We start from the raw sequence: 19,851 nt of genomic DNA, 5'->3' as shown, positions 1-19,851 counted from the left end.
GCGGTTTCAGGGTCATCGCGGGCTGGCCGGTAGGGTCAGGCGGAAGGTGCTGCCGGAATTATCGGAGCGAGCGAGTACCAGGGTTCCACCCATGCGTTCGGCGTACTTGCGGGCGACCGCGAGGCCGAGTCCGGACCCGCCCGTTGCCCGGGAGAGGCTCTTGTCAACGGTGGTGAAGGGGTCAAAGATTCTTTCGTGCTGGTCGCTGGGGATGCTACGCCCGGTGTTGCTGACGTCGACCGTCACGTCGCTGCGCATGGCACGGACATCGAGCGTGATGCTCCCCGATGTCTCGTTGTATTTGATGGCGTTGTCGATCAGGTTGAGCACAACGATGCCTAGCAGGTCGGGGTCAGCGTTCACGAGCACTGGCCCGTCCTGCGGTTCGCTCGTGTAGGTGAGCGTAAGGCCCGATTTCTGGGCTTTACCGGACAGGGATCCGGCGATGTCACGGATGAGTTCACGCACGTCGATCGGTGCCAGTTCGGCCTCGAAATCGTATTTCTCGACTTCGGTGAGGCGCAGTACTTTCTCCACCATCTCGTAGAGGCGGCGGGTCTCCGAGTCCGTCGCGTCCCGCAGTCTCTGGGCCAGTTCGACATCGTCCGGATACATCTCGACCAGATCGAGATAGGCGCGAATCGAGGTGAGCGGAGTCTTGAACTCGTGCGAGACAGCCCCGAGGAGTTCCTTTTGTTGGGTGTCGAGCCGGTGAAGTTCGTCCACTGCGAGCGCCAACTTGTGCCGTTCGGCCTCATTGTCGGCGAGGGTTTCTCGGATCTGTTGGGCCATTGCCCCGATACCGCGACTCAGGTCACCGATTTCGTCGCGTCTCGATAATGCGGGCACCACATAGTGTCCTGCCTCGATGGCGTGCACCGATTCGTTGAGGGTTCTGATCGAGCGGGCGACCCGGGAGAAGTAGGCGTAACCGATCACGGCAGCCACGAGGAAGACTCCGGCGCCGATGGCGATCAACTGGTTTCGGAGTTGGCTGTAGAACTCGTTGTCCTGTGCGCGGGAGTAGGTGAATCGCACGACGCCCACGGGTTGTTCGCGCACGGTGAGGGGCGCGAAGTAGATGATTCGATCGGGAAGCGTCACGTATGCGACCTTGCCGTCTAGCGCGTGACTGAGCGCGGTGCCGAGGGTATTGCTGGCGGGCGGTTCGGAGGCGTCACTCGGGGTTCCATCCGGGCCATAAAGTTGCACTGGCATTGCGGTGATGCGTTCAAGATCGCGGGCGAATCGGGCACCGTTGGCGGATATGAACGATGCCGGGTTGCGGTACTCTCCCGTTGACACAAACTCGATCAGGAGAATGTTTGCACTCGTGCTTTGTCGGTCGAGTAGTTCCTCCGCGTTGTGTGCCTGGTTTCGTGAGACTGCGGACAGAATCAGTAAGCTCGTTGCGAGCATGGCCGCGAGGAGCAGTGCGCTGATGAACAGTGCGAACTTGAATCGGATGCTGGTTTTCACGGGTATGCCCTGCGTGCCTTGTATCCCACCCCGTGAACCGTATGGAATACCTCGGTCACAGCAGATTCCGTCTCGTTGACTTCCCCATGTGCTGCGGCGAACTTCTTCCGGAGTCGCTGGATATGGATGTCGACCGTGCGGGTTGCACCCAGGTAGTCGAATCCCCACACCGATTCCAGGAGTTGTTCGCGCGTGTACACCCGTCCAGGGTTCGAAAGCAGCATGACGGCCAGATCAAACTCCTTGGGGGTCAGGGTCACGATCTCGTCGCTGACGCGGGCCTCTCGTTGAACCTGGTTGAGCACGATGTTCCCCCAGATGATCTCCGGCTCTTCGACTGGCACTGGCGCAGTGGCGAGGCGACGGTACAGGGAACGAACCCGAGCGAGAAGTTCACGCATGTCGAAGGGCTTGGTCAGGTAGTCGTCCGCGCCCAGTTCCAGACCCAGGATCTTGTCCGTGATATCGTCGCGGGCCGTCACAAGTATGACCCCGTAGTGGCGTTCCAAGGGAAGCCCGCGCAGGATCGTGTAGCCGTCCATGCCCGGCAGCATCACATCCAGCACGATTACGTCCGGTTGGAAGGCACGGATCTGGGTTTCCGTCTGTGCACCATCGAACACTGCTCGGGTTTCATACCCTTCCCGACGAAGGGCGTATGTCACGGCGTCCGAGATGATCCGTTCGTCTTCAACGACCAGGACTCGGCGCGTGTCGTTGAGCGCCATATGCGGGTTCCCCAAACAAGAGTTGTGCGGCATCGCTGGTGGGCAGCGCAGATAGATGTGAGTCTACCGGCAGCCCCACCCACGCGACACTGTATGCCTGCAAAGGCACTAGGCCCTGATTACCTGGGTTTCCCGGTAATCAGGGCCTAGTGCCTTGCCTTTTGAGCGTGCTTGACCCGTTGCGACAAACTCACTGGTCGCGCCCTATGCAGACGCTCGCCCACAGTGAGGCGGCGCGAAAACCTTACGGCTCGTCGTCAGCGTCGGTCCCGCCGGGATCGGTTTCAGGCGGAGTCGTCTGCGTCGGTTCTGGATCTGGGGTGGGCTGCTGCGTTTCGGTCGGAGTGGGGTCAGGTGTCGGGGTTGAAGTTTCCTTATCCCGCTCCTCCTGTTCCTGGCGCTCGCGCTCCTCCTGTTCCTGGCGCTCGCGCTCACGCGCTTCCTCACGCTCGCGCTCACGCTGCTCACGCGCTTCCTCACGCTCGCGCTCACGCTGCTCACGCGCTTCCTCTTCCTGGCGTTTCGCCTCTTCCTCGTCCTCATCAGGTTCTTCAGTAGCGGTAGAGGTTGGAGTTGGTACTGTCTGCTTGAGGGTGCGTTCAGGGAATTCTTCCGGAGTTTGGCCCGCAAGAACGTTGCCCATGTAACTCACCCAAATGTCGAGCGGCACGGTCGAACCGGTAATCTCGCGGTAGCCGCCAAACGGGGTAATCGTCTGTTGCCCGCCATCATCGTCAGACTGGTACAGAGTGATCGCGGTGGCATAACTGGGCGTATACCCAACAAACCATGCAGACCGATTCTCGTTGGAGGTTCCGGTCTTACCCGCGATTGGGTGACCAATGGTTTTCGCCTTGTCACCAGAGCCTTGCTCAACGACTTGCGAGAGAGCGTAGGTCAGTTCTGCACCTATCTCTTCGTCGTAGACGGTTTGGGGCAGGTTGGATGGCTCGTAGATGGTTCGACCATCCGCGCGAGTAATCTCCTTGACAGTGTGGACGTCATACTTCCTCCCGTTTGCGGCGAAGGTCGCATAGGCTCCGGCCATGTCAATCGGGCGGACCGTTGCCGTACCCAGCACGTTGGCGAGGAGAGGTTTGAGGTCGGGGGTATCTGCGGGGAGGCCAAGGGACAGCGCGGTATCGACGGTTGCTTGCGGGCCGATTTCCTGGTTCAACTCAACGTACGCTGTGTTCACCGAGTTCGCGGTCGCCTTCACCAGATTCACATGGCCGTAAGAGGCGTTTGCGAAGTTGGGGACCGTATAGGGATCACCATTGTTGTCAAAAGTACGTGGGCTGTTTCCGTTGTAGTACTTCCTGTCCACGGAGATTCCCTGCTGGAGCGCTGCAAGGAGCGTGATAGGCTTGAAGGTCGATCCAGCCTGTGCGCGTCCCTGCGTTACGGCGTTGAACTGGGTTTTTACGTAGTCTCGCCCACCATACATGGCAAGCACGCCACCGCTTTTAGGATCAATCGTGACACCACCCACGGACAGGTTCTTGTCCCCATCATTCGGCATGTCCAGGATTGCGTTCACCAGTTTGCGCTGGGTCGAATAGTCGAAGGTCGAAACGATCTTGACGCCAGAGGTCTCCAGTTCGTCCTGCGTCATGCCGGTGACCTCAAGTACCTCCTTGCGAACCTGCTCGATGAGGTATCCCTGCGTGCCCTTGAACTGGTTCTTGTTGTCGTACTCCTTGGTCTCCGGGAACTCCATCTCGTTTCGCTCGGTTGCGTCCAGGAATCCGAGGTCGACCATGCCGTCGAGCACGTAGTTCCATCGGCGCTCCGCCTGCTCGCGCGCCTCAGGGCTTGCGTCTGGGTCCCAGCGCGATGGTGATGGGATGACGCCGGCGATGAGCGCGGCCTCCTCCACGGTCAGGTCCTTTGCGGACTTCTCGAAGTAACGTTGCGCGGCAACCTCGATACCCGAGGCGCCCCGACCGAAGTAGATCGTGTTCATGTAGTTGAGCAGGATCTCGTCCTTCTCGACTTCCTGCGCAAGCTTGATGGACAGCAGTGCTTCCTTGAACTTCTCGGTGTAGGTGGTGGCACCATCCATGTAGTAGTTCTCGGCGTACTGCTGCGTGATGGTTGAACCACCCTGACGTTTGTTCTGGGTGACGTTGATGTACAGCGCTCGCGCCATACCCTTGAAGTCCACACCGCGATTCGTGTAGAACGTGCGGTCTTCCGCGGCGACGACGGCTTGGCCGACATGGTCTGGCAGGTCTTCGGGGTTGTCGATCAGGATGCGCGAGACCTGCGCGAACTGTCCCATCTCGCGCTCGCCATCGGCGTAGTAGACGGTGCTGATTTGCGCGAGGGCCATGTCGACCGGGGCAGGGATCTTGACACTCGAGTACGCCGCAATGATCAGTCCAGCCACAAGGGCCACACCGGTCAGAAACGTTCCGAGGAAAAAGCGCCACGACGGAATCCAACGGCGGATGCCACGCTTTCCGTACCTCGGGTAGTCGATCAGCCGACGCCTCGTCGGCTTCTCGACCGCAGTGAGGCGGCTTTGGTTCGATTTCGCCACGGTTTACCTTTCACACGGGTTCTTGCTTTTCGGTGCCGCAGGCGGCACCGCGATGGGCAGGTGAGCACGCTGATTCCCGACGATGTGCCGTCGTGATGCGGGCTCGTCGCCAGTCAAAAAGACTCACGTCCCCAGATTGAACTTTAGTGGTCAAGATCGGCAAGCGGGGGATTGCGTGAGCAAAAACCACGAAATCAGCGCAGTTTCACGCTTGGTGCACGCTCGTTCTTCACAATTCTCGACGATTCGGCGAGTCGTGCCCCTTGCTTGCTTCTGTGAATCGACATATGGTTGCGATGTATCGATTCGATACATCGCAACCAAGTTACGGTTCTTAGGAGGTGCGTGTGCGTAGCAAGTCGACTGTCCTTGAGACAGCGATCCTTGGCATGCTGAACGACTCGCCTCTTCATGGCTATGAGTTACGTAAGCGCCTCAATCTCGTGTTGGGGTCATTCCGCGCACTCTCCTATGGTTCCCTCTACCCCTGCCTGAAATCCCTCGAGGCCCGTGGTTTCATTTCCGGCCACACCTCGACCGAGGCTCCCCCTCACGCACTGTCCGGGAAACGCGCCCGGATCGTGTACGAGCTGACCGCAGACGGCAAGGAACACCTACAAACCGTGCTTGCCTCATCAGGCCCAGCGGCCTGGGAGGATGAGAGTTTTGACGTTCGTTTCGCTTTCTTTGGCCAGACTGACGCCGAGACAAGAATTCGTATTCTCGAGGGCCGCCGTTCCCGCATGAACGAACGCCTCGAGTCGATCCGAGAGTCCAACACGCGGGCTGTCGAACGACTCGATGAATACACACTCGAGTTGCAGCGTCATGGTCTAGAGCAGGTCGAACGCGAAGTTCGTTGGCTCGATGGACTGATCAACACCGAGCGAGACCGGGTGCGGTCAAAGTCGAAGGACCCCGGGCGACGCTCGGGTCGCGACAAACCTGCCTGAGCTTGCTGTTTCTTTTTCCGATGAATCCTGCCCTACGGGGCACTGACAACAAGGAGCGAGGATGTCTTCTTCCATCCGCGTCGCCATCGTTGGTGTAGGTAACTGCGCTACGTCCCTCATCCAGGGTGTCGAGTACTACAAGAACGCAGACGTTAACGACAAAGTACCTGGCCTCATGCACGTCCAGTTCGGTGACTACCACATCTCCGACCTTGAGTTCGTGGCCGCTTTCGACGTTGACGCAAAGAAGGTCGGGGTAGATCTCGCTGACGCCACGCAGGCCTCTGAGAACAACACCATCAAGATCGCCGATGTCCCACCGACCGGTATCACCGTTCAGCGCGGTCACACCCTTGATGGCCTAGGCAAGTACTACTCCGCAACCATTGAGGAGTCGAGTGCCGAGCCTGTGGACGTCGTTTCGGTTCTCAAGGAGCGCGAAGTTGACGTTCTCGTCTGCTACCTGCCTGTTGGTTCCGAGGCTGCCGCGAAGTTCTACGCTCAGTGCGCAATCGACGCTGGCGTGGCCTTCGTGAACGCTCTGCCTGTCTTCATCGCTTCCGACCCTGAGTGGGCCGCCAAGTTTGAGGCTGCCGGTGTTCCCATCGTCGGCGACGACATCAAGTCCCAGGTTGGCGCAACCATCACCCACCGTGTGCTGGCCCGCCTGTTCGAGGACCGCGGTGTCATTTTGGACCGTACCTACCAGCTCAACGTTGGTGGAAACATGGACTTCAAGAACATGCTCGAGCGCGAGCGCCTTGAGTCCAAGAAGATCTCGAAGACCCAGGCCGTGACCTCGAACATCAACGACGGTCCCCTCGCCGGCAAGAAGGACGACCGCAACGTACACATCGGTCCTTCGGACTACGTTGCCTGGCTCGATGACCGCAAGTGGGCTTACGTCCGCCTTGAGGGTCGCGCGTTTGGTGAGGTGCCTTTGAACCTCGAGTACAAGCTTGAGGTGTGGGATTCCCCCAACTCGGCCGGTATCATCATCGACGCCGTGCGTGCTGCGAAGATCGCCAAGGACCGTGGCATTGGCGGCCCGATCCTCTCCGCTTCGACCTACTTCATGAAGTCCCCTCCGGTTCAGATGGAGGACACCGAGGGTCGTGCGCGTTTGGAGGCCTTCATCGCGGGTGACATCGAGCGCTGAAGAGCTGGACGTAAGCGCTCGATCAAAAGCACAAGAGCGTTGATGTAACTACTTAGTGGTGGGAACTGAAGCGTAGCGAGATTCTCACCTAAGGACCGTCCGGTCTACGTACATTGCGTACGTAGACCGGACATTTTTGTATGACGACATTGCTGAGCCGCCATGCGACCTCAAGCGACTCAATAGCCATCAACCCCTAGACACGGTGAAGTATTCGACAGAGATTGTTGAACCTTTCGCTAGGAATAGTCGAATCGTTTCGATACTATGTATCGTGAAGTGTGGACGCGCTCCCACTTTCATTCCCGACTCTCTTGCCCCAAAAACACTGCTGATCTTGGTGTACCGAGTTGGGAAACAGGTAACCCGCACAGCGGGCTGAACGAGGCTAGCATCACGAGGAGCACACCAATCATGACCACCGCGCGCACTTTCCCCGAATCATTTGTGTGGGGTTCCGCCACCGCCGCCTACCAAATCGAGGGTGGGGCCCAGGAAGGCGGACGAGGTCCTTCAATCTGGGACACATACTCACACACCCCAGGACTCGTGAAGGGCGGGGATACCGGCGACGTAGCCGATGATCACTATCACCGCTGGGAAGAAGACATCGAACACATCAAGAACCTAGGTCTTGATGCGTACCGCTTCTCCATCTCTTGGCCGCGGGTGCAGCCAGGAGGACGAGGAGATTTCAACCCAGAGGGCATCGCTTTCTACAAGAACCTCGTTGCAGGCCTTCTGGCAGCGGGCATCAAGCCTGTGGTCACTCTGTATCACTGGGACCTTCCTCAGGAACTCGAGGACGAAGGCGGTTGGACCAACCGTGAGACCGCACTTCTGTTCGCCGAATATGCACGCAAGATGGCACAAGAACTCGGCAGCGACATCGACACGTGGACCACGTTGAACGAGCCGTGGTGCTCCGCCTATCTGGGCTACGGTTCCGGCGTCCACGCACCTGGCCGCACCGAGCCGCTCGCAGCGCTTCAGGCTGTCCATCACCTCAACCTTGCTCACGGACTCGCGGGACGCGCTATTCGCGAAGTTCTCGGTGACAGTGCCAAGCTCTCAGTCACACTCAACCTACACGTCACCCGGATGGAAGACCCCTCAGATGCAGGAGACCAAGACGCTTTACGCCGTATCGATGGTCTCGCAAACCGCGTCTTCCTTGAACCACTGCTGAAGGGCACTTACCCTGCGGATGTCCTCGAGGACACCAAAGAGGTCACGGACTGGTCTTTCGTTCTTGAGGGCGACACTGAGCTCATCAACATTCCGCTCGATATGCTCGGCGTCAACTACTACTCCACCGGAATGGTCCGCGGGCCTCGCGAGGGCGAGGAAGCCGACGGAGCCTCAGACAACGATGGACACGGTAACTCCTCGCACAGTCCATGGATCGGCTCGGAACACGTCAAGTGGCTCCCACTGCCTGGCCCCTACACCGCGATGGGCTGGAACATTGATCCGTCGGGTATGACGGAACTGCTCTTGTCCCTTAAAGAGAACTATCCGGACCAGCCTTTGATGATCACCGAGAACGGTGCGGCCTTTGCTGATGAGGTTGTAGATGGACGCATCCATGACGTGCGTCGGGTGTCTTATCTGCACGATCACATCGCGGCAGTACTCGACGCCTACGAACAGGGTGTTGATGTGCGTGGATACTTCGCGTGGTCCCTCCTGGACAATTTCGAGTGGGCGTGGGGATACGAACGCCGCTTCGGGATCATTCGTGTCGACTACGAAACCCTGGAGCGCACCTGGAAGGACTCGGCATTCTGGTACCGGACGTTGGCCACGACGAACACCCTTCCCAGCGTTGATCAGATTAACTACGACATCTAGTCCCGGCTCAACGCTAAGGAACTGGCACTCGGGTGTAGGCCAAAGGTAGACGGCGCAATCCTTAGTGCGGCTCTCAGAGGACTCCTATGTCAGGTCCTTTGGGAGCCGCATAGGCGAAGATGTACATGATTTAGCTTGGCGAAGGCCGCACCCTACCTCACCTTGATGGCGCTATGAACTGCTCATTTGCCATATGTTGTAGGCGTGGCATAGGCTCAATGCAATCAGTGTCGAAACGTTTCGCTTATTGTATGCGAAACACTTAGGCGCTCAAGTGAAATTCTCGGAGTATGTGCGATGGCGACGATACACGATGTGGCACGCGAAGCAGGCGTGTCCATAAGCACCGTATCCTACGCATTGAACGGCAAGCGCTCGGTATCTTCCAAAACCCGCGAAAAAGTCGAAGCGGCCGTGGTGAAACTCAACTACCAACCCAATGCCGGGGCTAGAATGCTCGGCGGGACCCGCAGCCAGATCTTCGCCCTAACCGCGCCCATGCGTCGAGACACCAACCGTGCCGCACATATGAACTTCGTGCTTTCAGTTGTAGATGAGGCACGCAACTATGATTACGACGTTCTACTCATGACCGAGGATGAAGCTATCGGAGGGCTGGAGCGTGTCGCGTCAAGCAGACTTGCAGACTGCATCATCTTGCTTGATGTCGCCGAGGACGACCCTCGCGTGGAACTCGTGCGCAACCTCCCCACACCTTCGGTGGTCATAGGCGTACCCGCCAACACTGATGGCCTCATATGCGTTGACTTGGACTTCCGCGCAGCCGGCGAGTTAGCGGTTCGTTCCCTCGCAGAGTACGGCCATCGGAGCATCGGCTTGGTGGGCCAAGCCGAGGTCACTTACACCCGCGGAGCAAACTTTCCCCAACGTTTACTTGAGGGGTTTGACCAGGCCGCCACCGAACGCGGTATCGTCACCCACTTCACGTTCGGGGACAACAACAATGGATTGCTGCGCGAACAGCTCGACGCGATGTTCGCGGCGCCCAACCCACCAACCGCGCTGGTACTCAACTGCGATGACTTCAGTCACAAGACGGTTGAGTCATATCTCGCCGCGCGTAATCTCAATGTTCCCGAACACATTTCCTTGGTATCAGCGGGAACAAGTTTCGACATGCACGAACTTGACGTCCCACTCGACTCAATTCCCCTCATCGCACAGGATTCCTGCGCTCGTGCCGTAGCCCTTGCAATGAAATCACTCGAGGAGCCCCTCGACCCGCGCGTGGAACTGCTTCCCCCAACGTATCGCCGCCTTGGCAGCGTCGGCCCAGTGGCACGGTAGACCTCATGTACACGAAATCCGTCTCTGAGCAGGCTTTAAAGCGAAACGTTTCGACGATTCTGATCGAATCACTTATGAGACAGTTCCCGAGTCCAACAATAAGTCCAGCCCCTTGCAACACCCCAAAGGAGACCTATCGTGTCGGCTAGCGCCTTGAAGGTACCAATGATCTTGTTTGGCGGCGATTACAACCCCGACCAGTGGCCCCGCGAAGTGTGGGACGAAGATGTTCGTCTCATGAAAGATGCAGGCGTAAACACCGTGACGGTGGGCGTGTTCTCGTGGTCCACGATCGAACCACAGGAGGGCGTGTTTTCCTTCGACTGGCTCGACGAAGTCATGGACCTCATGGCAGCCAATGACATTAGAGTCGTTCTTGCCACCCCGACAGCTTCACCACCCCCTTGGTTCACTCTCGCCCATCCTGAGGGCCTGCCCATTACAAAGGCCGGCGTACGCCTGATACATGGGTCCCGTGACACGTACAACCCATCATCAACTGCATATCGGGAGGCCGCCAAGCGAGTTACACGCGAACTTGTGCAGCGCTACGCACAGCACCCGGCGCTGCTGATGTGGCACCTGCACAACGAGTATGGAACCATCTCATACGGACCCCAAACCGACGCCGCATTCAGATCCTGGTTGTGCAACAAATACGGCACTATCCAGCAACTCAACCATGTGTGGAACTCTCGATTCTGGTCACAACAATATTCAACGTGGGAAGAGATATTCGCACCTCAGGACACACAGTACCTGCCAAATCCCACCGCGATCCTAGACTTTAAGCGCTTCTGCGCAGACCAACTACGCGCAGTGCTCGGTGACCAAGTTGAGATCGTACGAGCATTGAGCCCCGACGTACCGCTCACCACAAACTTTATGCTCCCGACGTGGAACCACTACAACCAGTGGGACTTTGCCCAAGACATCGATGTGGTGTCAATTGATCACTATCTCGACTCCACATCCATGGATGGGGAAGCACACGTGGCATTTGCATCCGAACTGAGTCGATCATTCAACAACGGCCAGCCTTGGATGGTGATGGAGCAGGCCACAACAGTCATCTACGACTATGCTGCAGGGCGCATGTTCCCTAAGGCCCCCGGCCGCATGGCACGCAACACACTGCAGTACATCGCCCACGGTTCCAACAGTTCCCTGTTCTTCCAGTGGCGCACCCCGCGCACTGGGGCCGAGTTCTTCCACTCGGGAATGATTCCGCACACCGGTGAGGACACCCGTGGGTGGCGCGAGATCGTGTCTTTGGGGCAAACGCTGCAGAAACTAGCATCACTCACTGAAGCACCCATAGCCGGTGAACGTACCAACGCAGCAAAGATCGCCATCGTCTGGGAACCAGACGCTTGGTGGGCGGCAGAAACGCGGGCCATGCCTTCGAGCGACATAGCGTTCCTGCCTGCCGTGCGCGACGTTCACAAAGCTCTGTGGCTTGAAGGTTACGCTGCAGACTTTGTTCAGCTTGGAGCACCACTCGATGATTACGACCTTGTGCTCATACCAAACTTCATCGCGGTCAGCGATGAACAAGCCGCTAACCTCTCCGCTTACGTCCGCTCAGGCGGACACACGGCAGTTTGGTACTTCAGCGGAAGCGCCGACGAGAACCTCAACGTGCGGATCGGTGATTCATTCACCGCAGCATTCGCTGAAGTTCTTGGCGTCAAGGTGGACGAACACTGGCCGCTCGTCGAAGGAGAGCACCGTTCGCTCTCTAACAACATGCGCGGTTACAGCTGGGGTGAAACCGTACGTCCAACGACGGCCTCGACCCTAGCCACCTACGCGTCCTCCGACCTCGCAGCGGTGCCAGCCATCACGCGCAACGCGTATGGCAAGGGCATCGCAACGTACATCTCCACCAAGGTGTGCGGCGAGGACCTGCGTGAGTTGGTGCGCGAACTTGCACACACAGCATCGATTGCAAAGACCCACCCACAGGCTGGGGACGGTTTGGAAATCGTTCGGCGCAACAGTGGTGAACGCACGTACCTCTTTGTGCTCAACCACACCGACTCACAACACACGGTGACAGCCTACGGACGTGAACTGCTCACGGGCACCACCGTGGATTCATCGATCACCGTGGAACCCCACGGCTATGCGGTTATCGAGGAAGAGTCAACAACCAACTAGTGGCGTAATGCCACCCCTTCCGCAATCCGGCGGATTATGAAAGGTACGACGATGAGAAAAACTGCACGTCGCATGAGCGGCGCGGTTGCAGCACTCGCAGCAAGCGCGCTCGTTCTCAGTGCATGCTCAAGCAGCAACGATGCTCCGTCTGACAATACGACCACTACTGCGCCAAGCGGCGAGAAGGTCACGTTGTCTTTCTGGGGCTGGGCAACCGGACTGGAAGACTCCATTGCCACGTGGAACAGTAAGAACCCTGACATCCAGGTTGATTTTTACCGGATGACCGGTGACGATGGGGACAAGATTCCTACCGCCATCGATTCCGGCACTGCACCCGACATCGTGCAGATGGAGGGTGGAAATATCCCTCAGCACGTGATCAACAATCGTCTCATTGATGTGGCTGCCTACACCACAGACATCAAGGATGCTTTCCCCGAGGGCGCGTGGAACAACGTCACGTTCGGCGATTCGATCTACGGTGTTCCCCAGGACTCGGGGCCAACAGCCCTGATGTACCGTTCCGATCTCTTCGAGGCAGCGGGCGTCGATGTGCCGACCACATGGGATGAGTACATCGAGGCGGCTCGCTCATTGAAGGAGGAGAACCCAGACACGTACATCGCTCAGCTGTCACCCAACGAAGCTGGTTTCTGGACTCAAGAGGTCGTAGCGAACGGTGGTACGTGGTTCTCGATTGAGAACGACGCGTGGAAGGTCTCTGTCAACGATGCTGCCTCTCAGAAGGTCGCAGAAGTATGGCAAACGCTGCTTGATGAAGACCTCGTAAAGGTAGTCGAAATGTGGACCCCCGAGTACTGGGCTTCCATCAGCGATGGCTCGATCGCAACCGTGAACTACGCAGCATGGTTCCCAGCGTTGTTGCAGGAGAACGCAAAGGATCTGGCAGGAGACTGGTCGGTCGCACCTTCTCCCACATTCGACGGTCAGCCTGCGGCTGGAACCGCCGGTGGCTCAGTGGATGTGATTCCGACTGGAACGGAACACGTCGCCGAAGCGATGCAGTTCCTTACCTGGCTGAACGCTTCTGAAGAGGGTGTAAACACGCTACTTGACGGCGGCATCTTCCCAGCCGCCACTGTCGGCCTCGAAAGCGACCGGTTGTTGACTGAGAACGAGTACTTTGGCGGTCAGGTCATCAACGAGGTGTTCGCAGCGGCGGCGGAGTCCGTTCCGACGGGGTGGACACCTGGCCCAACGCACGATCTCGCTCAGGACGCGATCAAGGATCAATTCGCGAAGGTAGTGAACGGAAGGCAGAGCTTCTCTGAGGCTCTTGATGCTGTCCAAGCTTCAACGGTTAAGGATGTCGCAAACCTTGGCCTGAGCGTGGTTGAGTAAGCGCAAGCATGAAAAAGACCGCGGATAAAACCGCGCGAGTAGCCCGCCGTGCTGTGAGCGGCGGGCTACGGCTCGCGCCGTATCTCTTCCTCACGCCATTTGTGGTGTTGTTCCTCGTTTTCATGATCGTGCCGATCTTCATTGCACTGTTCAAGAGTTTCTATTCAGTTCAGCGCAGTGGTCTTGGCTTCGGTGGTGCAAACGAATCAGTTTTTGTTGGTTTCGACAACTACGTGCAAGCGTTTTCGAATTCCGAGTTCGTCGGCAGTTTTGGCCGTGTGCTTTTGTTCGCAGTCATACAGGTGCCGGTCATGTTGGCCTTCGCACTACTTCTGGCACTTCTGTTCGATTCAGCGGTGGTCCGGTTCAAACGGTTTTTCCAGCTTTCGGTGTTTCTGCCCTACGCGGTCCCCTCGGTTGTGGCTGCGTTGCTCTGGGGTTTCCTATACCAGCCCAAAGTCAGCCCTATCATCGATATCTTGAACTCTTTGGGCATCAACGCCCAGTTCCTGACTCCAGACACCGTGATGTGGTCGATGATCAACGTGGTGATTTGGTCCGTGACAGGCGTGAATATGATCATCATTTTCTCGTCGCTTCAAGCCGTGCCCCGGGATATCTACGAGGCCGCCCGCATTGATGGTGCTGGCGAGGTCCGCACCGCATTGCAGATCAAGATCCCGATGATCTCCGGTGCGGTCTTGTTGACCACGCTATTCTCGATCATCGGTACTTTCCAACTCTTCAACGAGCCAACCGTACTCCGATCGATAACGTCAAACATCTCCGGCGCGTACTCGCCCAACATGGCGATTTATCAGGCAACGACCCTAGGCGGTAACGCCAACCTTGGTTCGGCAATGGCGATCATCCTGGGCATTGCGACCTTTGCTTTGTCAATCATTGTCTCTGCACTCACCAACGGCAAGAAGAAGGGCGGTCGGTGATGTCGGATACTCACGCTCAGAAGGCTCCCACCCGCGCAACATTACGGTCTGCCGGAACCGCGCCAGCCCCATCGACGCAGAAGGGCCAATCCGCTAAGAAACGTAAGGTTCGTTACGCACACGAGGGCGGCGAACGCCCTGCACTGTGGGCCCGCTCGATCAGTTGGGTCTTCATGATCGCGGTGGCGTTGTACTTCCTCGTTCCCGTGTATTGGCTTGTCGTCGCATCGACCAAGTCCACGAGCGATCTGTTCTCTACTCCTGGCTTGTGGTTTGCGAACTTCAACCTCTTTGAGAACCTCAAAGCCTTGACCGATTATGACGGCGGCATCTTCTGGCGCTGGCTACTCAACTCATTTGTCTACTCGGGTGTGGGCTCAGTCCTCATCACGTTGATCTGTCTTATGGCTGGCTATGCGCTAGCTGTTTACCAGTTCCGCGGTCGTAATGTCATTCTTGCGGCAGTCATGGGTTCCATGCTGATTCCAACGACGGTCTTGGCTCAGCCAACGTATCTGCTTTTGGTGGAGCTTGGCTTGAACAACACCATGTGGGGTGTCTTGCTTCCCTCGCTGGTCTACCCATTCGGGGTGATGTTGGGCTTCGTCTTTGCGAGCCAAGCAGTACCTGTGGAAATCCTTGAGGCTGCACGTATCGACGGCGCAGGTGAACTGCGTACTTTCTTCTCCATCGCGTTCAAGATGCTCCTGAACGGCGGAGTGACCATCGTGCTGTTTTCATTCATCGGAACGTGGAACAGCTACATGCTGCCACTCTTGGTGCTCAATGATGTGAAGTTGCAGCCGATCACTGTTGGACTATCGGGATGGAATCAAGCGTCCATGACGGTTCCCGGACTACAGACCCTAGTCATCGTCGGTGCTCTGGTCTCTGTTGTGCCCGTTGCAATTGTGTTCCTGAGTCTGCAGAGATTCTGGAAATCGGGCCTTGCCGCTGGCGGAGTCAAGGCTTGATCTTCCGCGGGGCTAGGCGATTATGGTCTGGCCCCGCACTAGGTGTCGTTGCGCGCACCGCAAGGTCGTTATACGGCGCACCCGCTATTGTCTTTTGTTCTTCAACTGGTGCGGAGTTGTCCGCATGAGGAGTTAGTTCGGTTATGAAGTTCACCGATGGGTTCTGGAGTCTCAGACCTGGTGTTTCGGTCAAGTACGCTCAAGAGGCGTACGAGTTCGCCCAACACGATGATTCGCTTGTCGTCTACGCGCCCACCCGTGTCATCACAAAGCGTGGCGATACCTTGAACCTGACATCGCTGACGGTGTCTTTTTCCTCGCCTGCTGAAGGCGTGTTGAAGATTCACGCCTATAACCACAAGGGCGGGCACCCGCAGCCGGGTTTTGATCTGGAAGGCAGCCCGGTCGCACCGGTCGTTGAGATTGGCGACGATTCGGCGACTTTTTCTACTGGCGCACTGACTGCGACGGTCACCAAGGGCGCTCCATGGAATGTAGAGATCACCTCGGGTGGACGTCTTCTGACAAAGATGACACCTAAGTCGATCGGTTACGTCACGCTTGATGAGAGCGCAGCTGTTGCGGTCGAACCGGTTGGTGCAACCGGCGTGTCCAGCACTGGTCGTCCTCCAGCCTCGCATTACATGCATGCGCAGTTGGGATTGTCGGTTGGTGAACTCATTTACGGCTTGGGGGAACGGTTTGGCCCGCTCATCAAGAATGGCCAGAGCGTTGACGTATGGAACGCCGATGGCGGCACCGCGTCGGAGCAGTCCTATAAAGCAGTTCCGTTCCACCTTTCCTCGCGTGGATATGGTGTTCTTGTGAACTATCCAGGGCACGTTTCATACGAGGTTGGTTCTGAGACTGTCGAACAAGTTCAAATGAGCGTACCTGGCGAGGAAATCGAGATCCTGATCTTCGATGGACCTACTCAGAAGGGTGCTTTGGCACGTTACACGGCGTTGACCGGTCGTCCTGCTTCCGTTCCAGCGTGGTCATATGGCCTGTGGCTCTCCACATCCTTTACGACTTCATACGACGAAGACACCGTCAACTCGTTCATTGATGGCATGTCCGAGCGGGATATTCCGCTGTCCGTGTTCCACTTCGACTGCTTTTGGATGCATGAGTTCAACTGGACGGACTTCGTGTGGGATGAGTCGGTGTTCCCTGATCCGGAGGGGATGCTCAAACGGCTTCACAAAGATAAGGATCTGCATCTTTCAGCATGGATCAATCCTTACATCGCGCAACGGTCCGTACTCTTTGATGAAGCAGCGCAGGCAGGCTACTTGGTAAAGCGGGCTGACGGCTCCGTGTGGCAGTGGGACATGTGGCAGGCAGGTATGGCACTGGTCGACTTCACCAACCCTGAGGCGACCGCGTGGTTCCAGTCAAAGATCCGCACGTTGCTCCATCAGGGCATTGATGCCATCAAAACCGACTTTGGCGAGCGCATCCCGGCTGATCTTGTGTGGCATGACGCCATTGATCCCGCTGCAATGCACAACTGGTACACCCAGTTGTACAACCAGGCTGTTTTTGAGGTCTTGGAAGAGGTTCGTGGCAAGGGGGAGGCCGTCCTGTTTGCACGTTCGGCAACGGCCGGCGGGCAGAAAATGCCGGTGCACTGGGGTGGGGACAACTCGTCATCGTACGAGTCCATGGCGGAGACCCTGCGTGGCGGGCTGTCGCTTTCCATGTCAGGTTTTGGCTTTTGGAGCCACGACATCGGAGGGTTCGAGGGCATGCCTGATTCGGGGGTGTTCAAGCGTTGGGTGGCCTTCGGCTTGATGTCCTCCCACTCGCGTTTGCACGGTTCCCGCTCGTATCGCGTGCCGTGGCTTTTTGACGATGGCTCAGAGAGCCCCGGGCAGTCCGCCGTGGAGGTGACGCGTCGATTCACCAAACTCAAGGCACGTCTCATGCCGTATTTCTATGCGGTTGGCCAGAACGCACACCGCACCGGCGTTCCATTCATGCGTGCGATGGTGCTCGAGTTCCCGCAGGATCCTACCGCTGCGTTCCTCGACCGTCAGTACATGATTGGCTCTGACCTGCTTGTGGCTCCGGTATTCAGTGCCTCGGGTGAGGTTCAGTTCTATCTTCCTGCAGGCAAGTGGACGAACCTGCTCACGGGTGAGGTGGTCACTGGTGGTGGCTGGCGTACCGAGGTCCACGCCTTCGATTCGATGCCGTTGTATGTCCGTGAGGGTACTGTGCTTCCAATCGGTGTCCGTGAGGATCGGGCTGACTACGACTTCATCCGTGAGGTTCAACTGGTGCGTTGCGGCGGTGCACCCCGATCAGGAGCAACCGTTGAGCTTGAGAATCCTGCCGGTGAGCGCATGTCTCTAGTCGTGGCTTCTGTGGATTCCGAGGCTCTGGCATCACACATCACTGTGGTGGATCACGTACCTGGAACTCCTGTAGTCAACGAGCTGTAGCCTAGGTCGGATAGTCCCTGGTCACGCGGAAGTGATTCCGTGTGACCAGGGATTTTTTGTGCTCCAGGGGCTAGTTTGCGGTGATAGCGATCGCGTCAATCTCGATGAGCATCTCTTCGCGTGGCAGGCCGGTCATGACGGTTGTCCGCGATGGCAGTACGCCACCTGGGCAGTTGGCTGCCACGAACTCCCCGTAGGCCTCGTTCATGGCGGTGAAGTCATCGCGCGTGGTGAGGTACACGCGCAGCATGACCACGTCGTCGAAGGTGGCACCCGATGCCTCGACGATTGCCTTGACGTTCTCGAGGGTACGGATGGTCTGCGCTTTGACGTCCCCGATATAGAGGTATTCACCGGTCGCCGGGTCCACCGGTCCCTGGCCGCTCACCTGCACGAAAGGTCCTTTGCGGACGCCCTGGTGGAAGGTGTGCGCTGGCGCTGGAGCGTTCGGGGTGCTGATTGCCTGCTTGGTCCATTCGGTCACGATGTTCTCCTACGACTGGTGTTGACTAGAACTGGGTTTCGATGATGTCAACGATTCGATGATCGTTGTCGGTGACAAGGGCGTGCGTCCACTTGTCGAAGAGGGTGCACGGGTGTGATATCCCGAGGGTCATGATGTCGCCTGGCTGCAACGGCTCCGGTTCTTCTCCGGCAACGGGGCGAACAAAGGCATGTTGGTCGTTGACTGCGGTCACCTGCCACCCGTTGTGGCTGAGTATGCGCGGGAGGTCAATGTCGAATGGCAGGTCGCGCCGACCAACGTTGAGCAGCGCGAGTCCAGGTTCTGGTGTTGAGAGGACGACTGCGTGGATCGTTGCCGCGGCCTGCGGTTGCGCCGATTCAGCGTCGCCGAACCACTGTGCAGGCATGCGTTTCCACGGGTTGGCTCGTTCGAGTAGGCCGTGATCGTGGATGACGTAGGCTCCGGCGCGCACGACAGGAATGACAGGGATTTGTTCTCCGGTACCGGACAGAGCGATAGGCCCGGCAAGTTCAGCAAGCACCACATCCAGATACGCGGAGCCTCCAGCGGACACGATCACCGAACCGATCTCGCCTCCACCCGCCGCAACATCGATCAGGCCCTCTTCCACAAGCAGCCCTGCCAGAGACCGCAGTTCCCGAACGAACTCCCCCACAGCATGAAGGTCTTCCACCGTCTGACCAGAGGCCACCGACCCCTCGTATCCGGAGACTCCGCGCACAGTCAGTCCTGCCTCACGGGCACACCGTGCCACCTCGCGTGCGTCATCCGTTGAGCGCACGCCCGTCCGACCGTCTGGAACACCCAGTTCCACGGTCACAACGAGGTGTTTGCGCACGTCCTCTGCAGCATCGGCGTTCAAGCCCGTTGACGCAACGAATTCGGTGATTCCCTGGCTGATTCCCGAGACACCGGCGGCGGAATCCACGTACACGTAGATCGTGAGTTCTCGGCCGTCTACGTGTGCAGCGTGCACTTCGCTCGCAAGGTAGGCGGCGTCTTCGGGACGCACAACCTGATTGGCGTGGAAGATGTTGTCCAAGCCCGTCAGTCCCCACGACAGGAGCGCCGAAATGTGTCCGACGGTTGCCGTGGTCACGCCCCAACTGCCCGCGCTGAGCTGCTGCTGCACGAGCTGAGGCGACATGGAGGTCTTGATGTGCGGCGCATGCTGGACGCCAAGTCGCCCGGTGACTGCTGCCATGAGTGCGATGTTGTGCGCCACCGCTTCCTGGCGCAGTTCTAGGACCGGATAGCGTGTGAGTGAACCGCCGATCACGTGTGGGGTGGCCGCGAACTGTTCACGGAGTTCCCCCAGAGTGCGCGGACCGCGCAGGGCAAGCCCTTTTGTTGCGGCTCCTATGGGCCGATGGTTACTCATGTTTTTCCTTGTATCGGTTTACGTATGTGGCTGTTTGGGCGGTGCTGCGCGCCACATC

14 protein-coding genes are annotated in these 19,851 nt (G+C 58.0%); 9 read left to right on the top strand and 5 right to left on the bottom strand.

The window, feature by feature from the left end:
• Positions 1-12: 12 nt before the first annotated feature.
• From ACFSYH_RS09055 to ACFSYH_RS09045, 3 genes are all read right to left on the bottom strand, one after another.
• Positions 13-1,479, bottom strand: a complete 1,467-nt coding sequence (locus ACFSYH_RS09055) for a sensor histidine kinase (protein WP_377466584.1) — start codon at positions 1,477-1,479, stop codon at positions 13-15.
• Entirely contained in the window at positions 1,476-2,207 is a 732-nt protein-coding gene (locus tag ACFSYH_RS09050; protein WP_377466583.1) for a response regulator transcription factor, read from the bottom strand. The genes ACFSYH_RS09055 and ACFSYH_RS09050 overlap by 4 nt, the downstream gene beginning before the upstream one ends.
• Positions 2,208-2,451: 244 nt before the next feature.
• Complete coding sequence (locus ACFSYH_RS09045; protein ID WP_377466582.1) at positions 2,452-4,752, bottom strand: transglycosylase domain-containing protein; 2,301 nt, start codon at positions 4,750-4,752, stop codon at positions 2,452-2,454.
• Between the two features lie 347 nt (positions 4,753-5,099).
• Between ACFSYH_RS09045 and ACFSYH_RS09040 the strand changes: the two genes are divergently transcribed.
• The 9 genes from ACFSYH_RS09040 (at position 5,100) to yicI (ending at position 17,925) form a co-directional block, all read left to right on the top strand.
• Positions 5,100-5,705: a PadR family transcriptional regulator gene (locus tag ACFSYH_RS09040; protein ID WP_377466581.1), complete on the top strand. Its 606-nt coding sequence runs from the start codon at positions 5,100-5,102 to the stop codon at positions 5,703-5,705.
• Positions 5,706-5,766: 61 nt separating this feature from the next.
• The gene (locus ACFSYH_RS09035) at positions 5,767-6,864 is read left to right on the top strand and encodes an inositol-3-phosphate synthase (RefSeq protein ID WP_377466580.1); all 1,098 of its coding nucleotides are present in this window, start codon (positions 5,767-5,769) and stop codon (positions 6,862-6,864) included.
• A 414-nt stretch (positions 6,865-7,278) separates the two neighbouring features.
• Entirely contained in the window at positions 7,279-8,718 is a 1,440-nt protein-coding gene (locus ACFSYH_RS09030) for a GH1 family beta-glucosidase (protein ID WP_377466578.1), read from the top strand.
• A 315-nt stretch (positions 8,719-9,033) separates the two neighbouring features.
• The gene (locus ACFSYH_RS09025) at positions 9,034-10,026 is read left to right on the top strand and encodes a LacI family DNA-binding transcriptional regulator (RefSeq protein WP_377466577.1); all 993 of its coding nucleotides are present in this window, start codon (positions 9,034-9,036) and stop codon (positions 10,024-10,026) included.
• Positions 10,027-10,164: 138 nt separating this feature from the next.
• Positions 10,165-12,189 carry a beta-galactosidase gene (locus ACFSYH_RS09020; protein WP_377466576.1) on the top strand — a complete coding sequence of 675 codons (2,025 nt, stop codon included), beginning with the start codon at positions 10,165-10,167 and terminating at the stop codon, positions 12,187-12,189.
• A 51-nt stretch (positions 12,190-12,240) separates the two neighbouring features.
• Positions 12,241-13,554: an ABC transporter substrate-binding protein gene (locus tag ACFSYH_RS09015; protein ID WP_377466575.1), complete on the top strand. Its 1,314-nt coding sequence runs from the start codon at positions 12,241-12,243 to the stop codon at positions 13,552-13,554.
• 8 nt (positions 13,555-13,562) lie between these two features.
• Positions 13,563-14,501, top strand: coding sequence for a carbohydrate ABC transporter permease (locus tag ACFSYH_RS09010; protein ID WP_377466573.1), 939 nt, complete (start codon positions 13,563-13,565; stop codon positions 14,499-14,501).
• Complete coding sequence (locus ACFSYH_RS09005; protein ID WP_377466571.1) at positions 14,501-15,475, top strand: carbohydrate ABC transporter permease; 975 nt, start codon at positions 14,501-14,503, stop codon at positions 15,473-15,475. Before ACFSYH_RS09010 ends, ACFSYH_RS09005 begins: the two co-directional genes overlap by 1 nt.
• Positions 15,476-15,618: 143 nt before the next feature.
• The gene (yicI, locus tag ACFSYH_RS09000) at positions 15,619-17,925 is read left to right on the top strand and encodes an alpha-xylosidase (protein WP_377466570.1); all 2,307 of its coding nucleotides are present in this window, start codon (positions 15,619-15,621) and stop codon (positions 17,923-17,925) included.
• Between the two features lie 70 nt (positions 17,926-17,995).
• Here yicI and ACFSYH_RS08995 read toward each other — a convergent pair whose 3' ends face one another.
• Together ACFSYH_RS08995 and ACFSYH_RS08990 are read right to left on the bottom strand one after the other, a co-directional pair.
• Complete coding sequence (locus ACFSYH_RS08995; RefSeq protein WP_377466569.1) at positions 17,996-18,409, bottom strand: RidA family protein; 414 nt, start codon at positions 18,407-18,409, stop codon at positions 17,996-17,998.
• 25 nt (positions 18,410-18,434) lie between these two features.
• The gene (locus ACFSYH_RS08990) at positions 18,435-19,793 is read right to left on the bottom strand and encodes an alanine racemase (protein ID WP_377466568.1); all 1,359 of its coding nucleotides are present in this window, start codon (positions 19,791-19,793) and stop codon (positions 18,435-18,437) included.
• Positions 19,794-19,851 lie beyond the last annotated feature (58 nt).

It is taken from the genome of Populibacterium corticicola (genome assembly GCF_042683685.1).
Classification (GTDB): Bacteria; Actinomycetota; Actinomycetes; order Actinomycetales; family Cellulomonadaceae; genus Timonella; species Timonella corticicola.
Note: the sequence above shows the minus strand (reverse complement) of the source record. Positions and strands in the feature narration are given on the sequence as shown.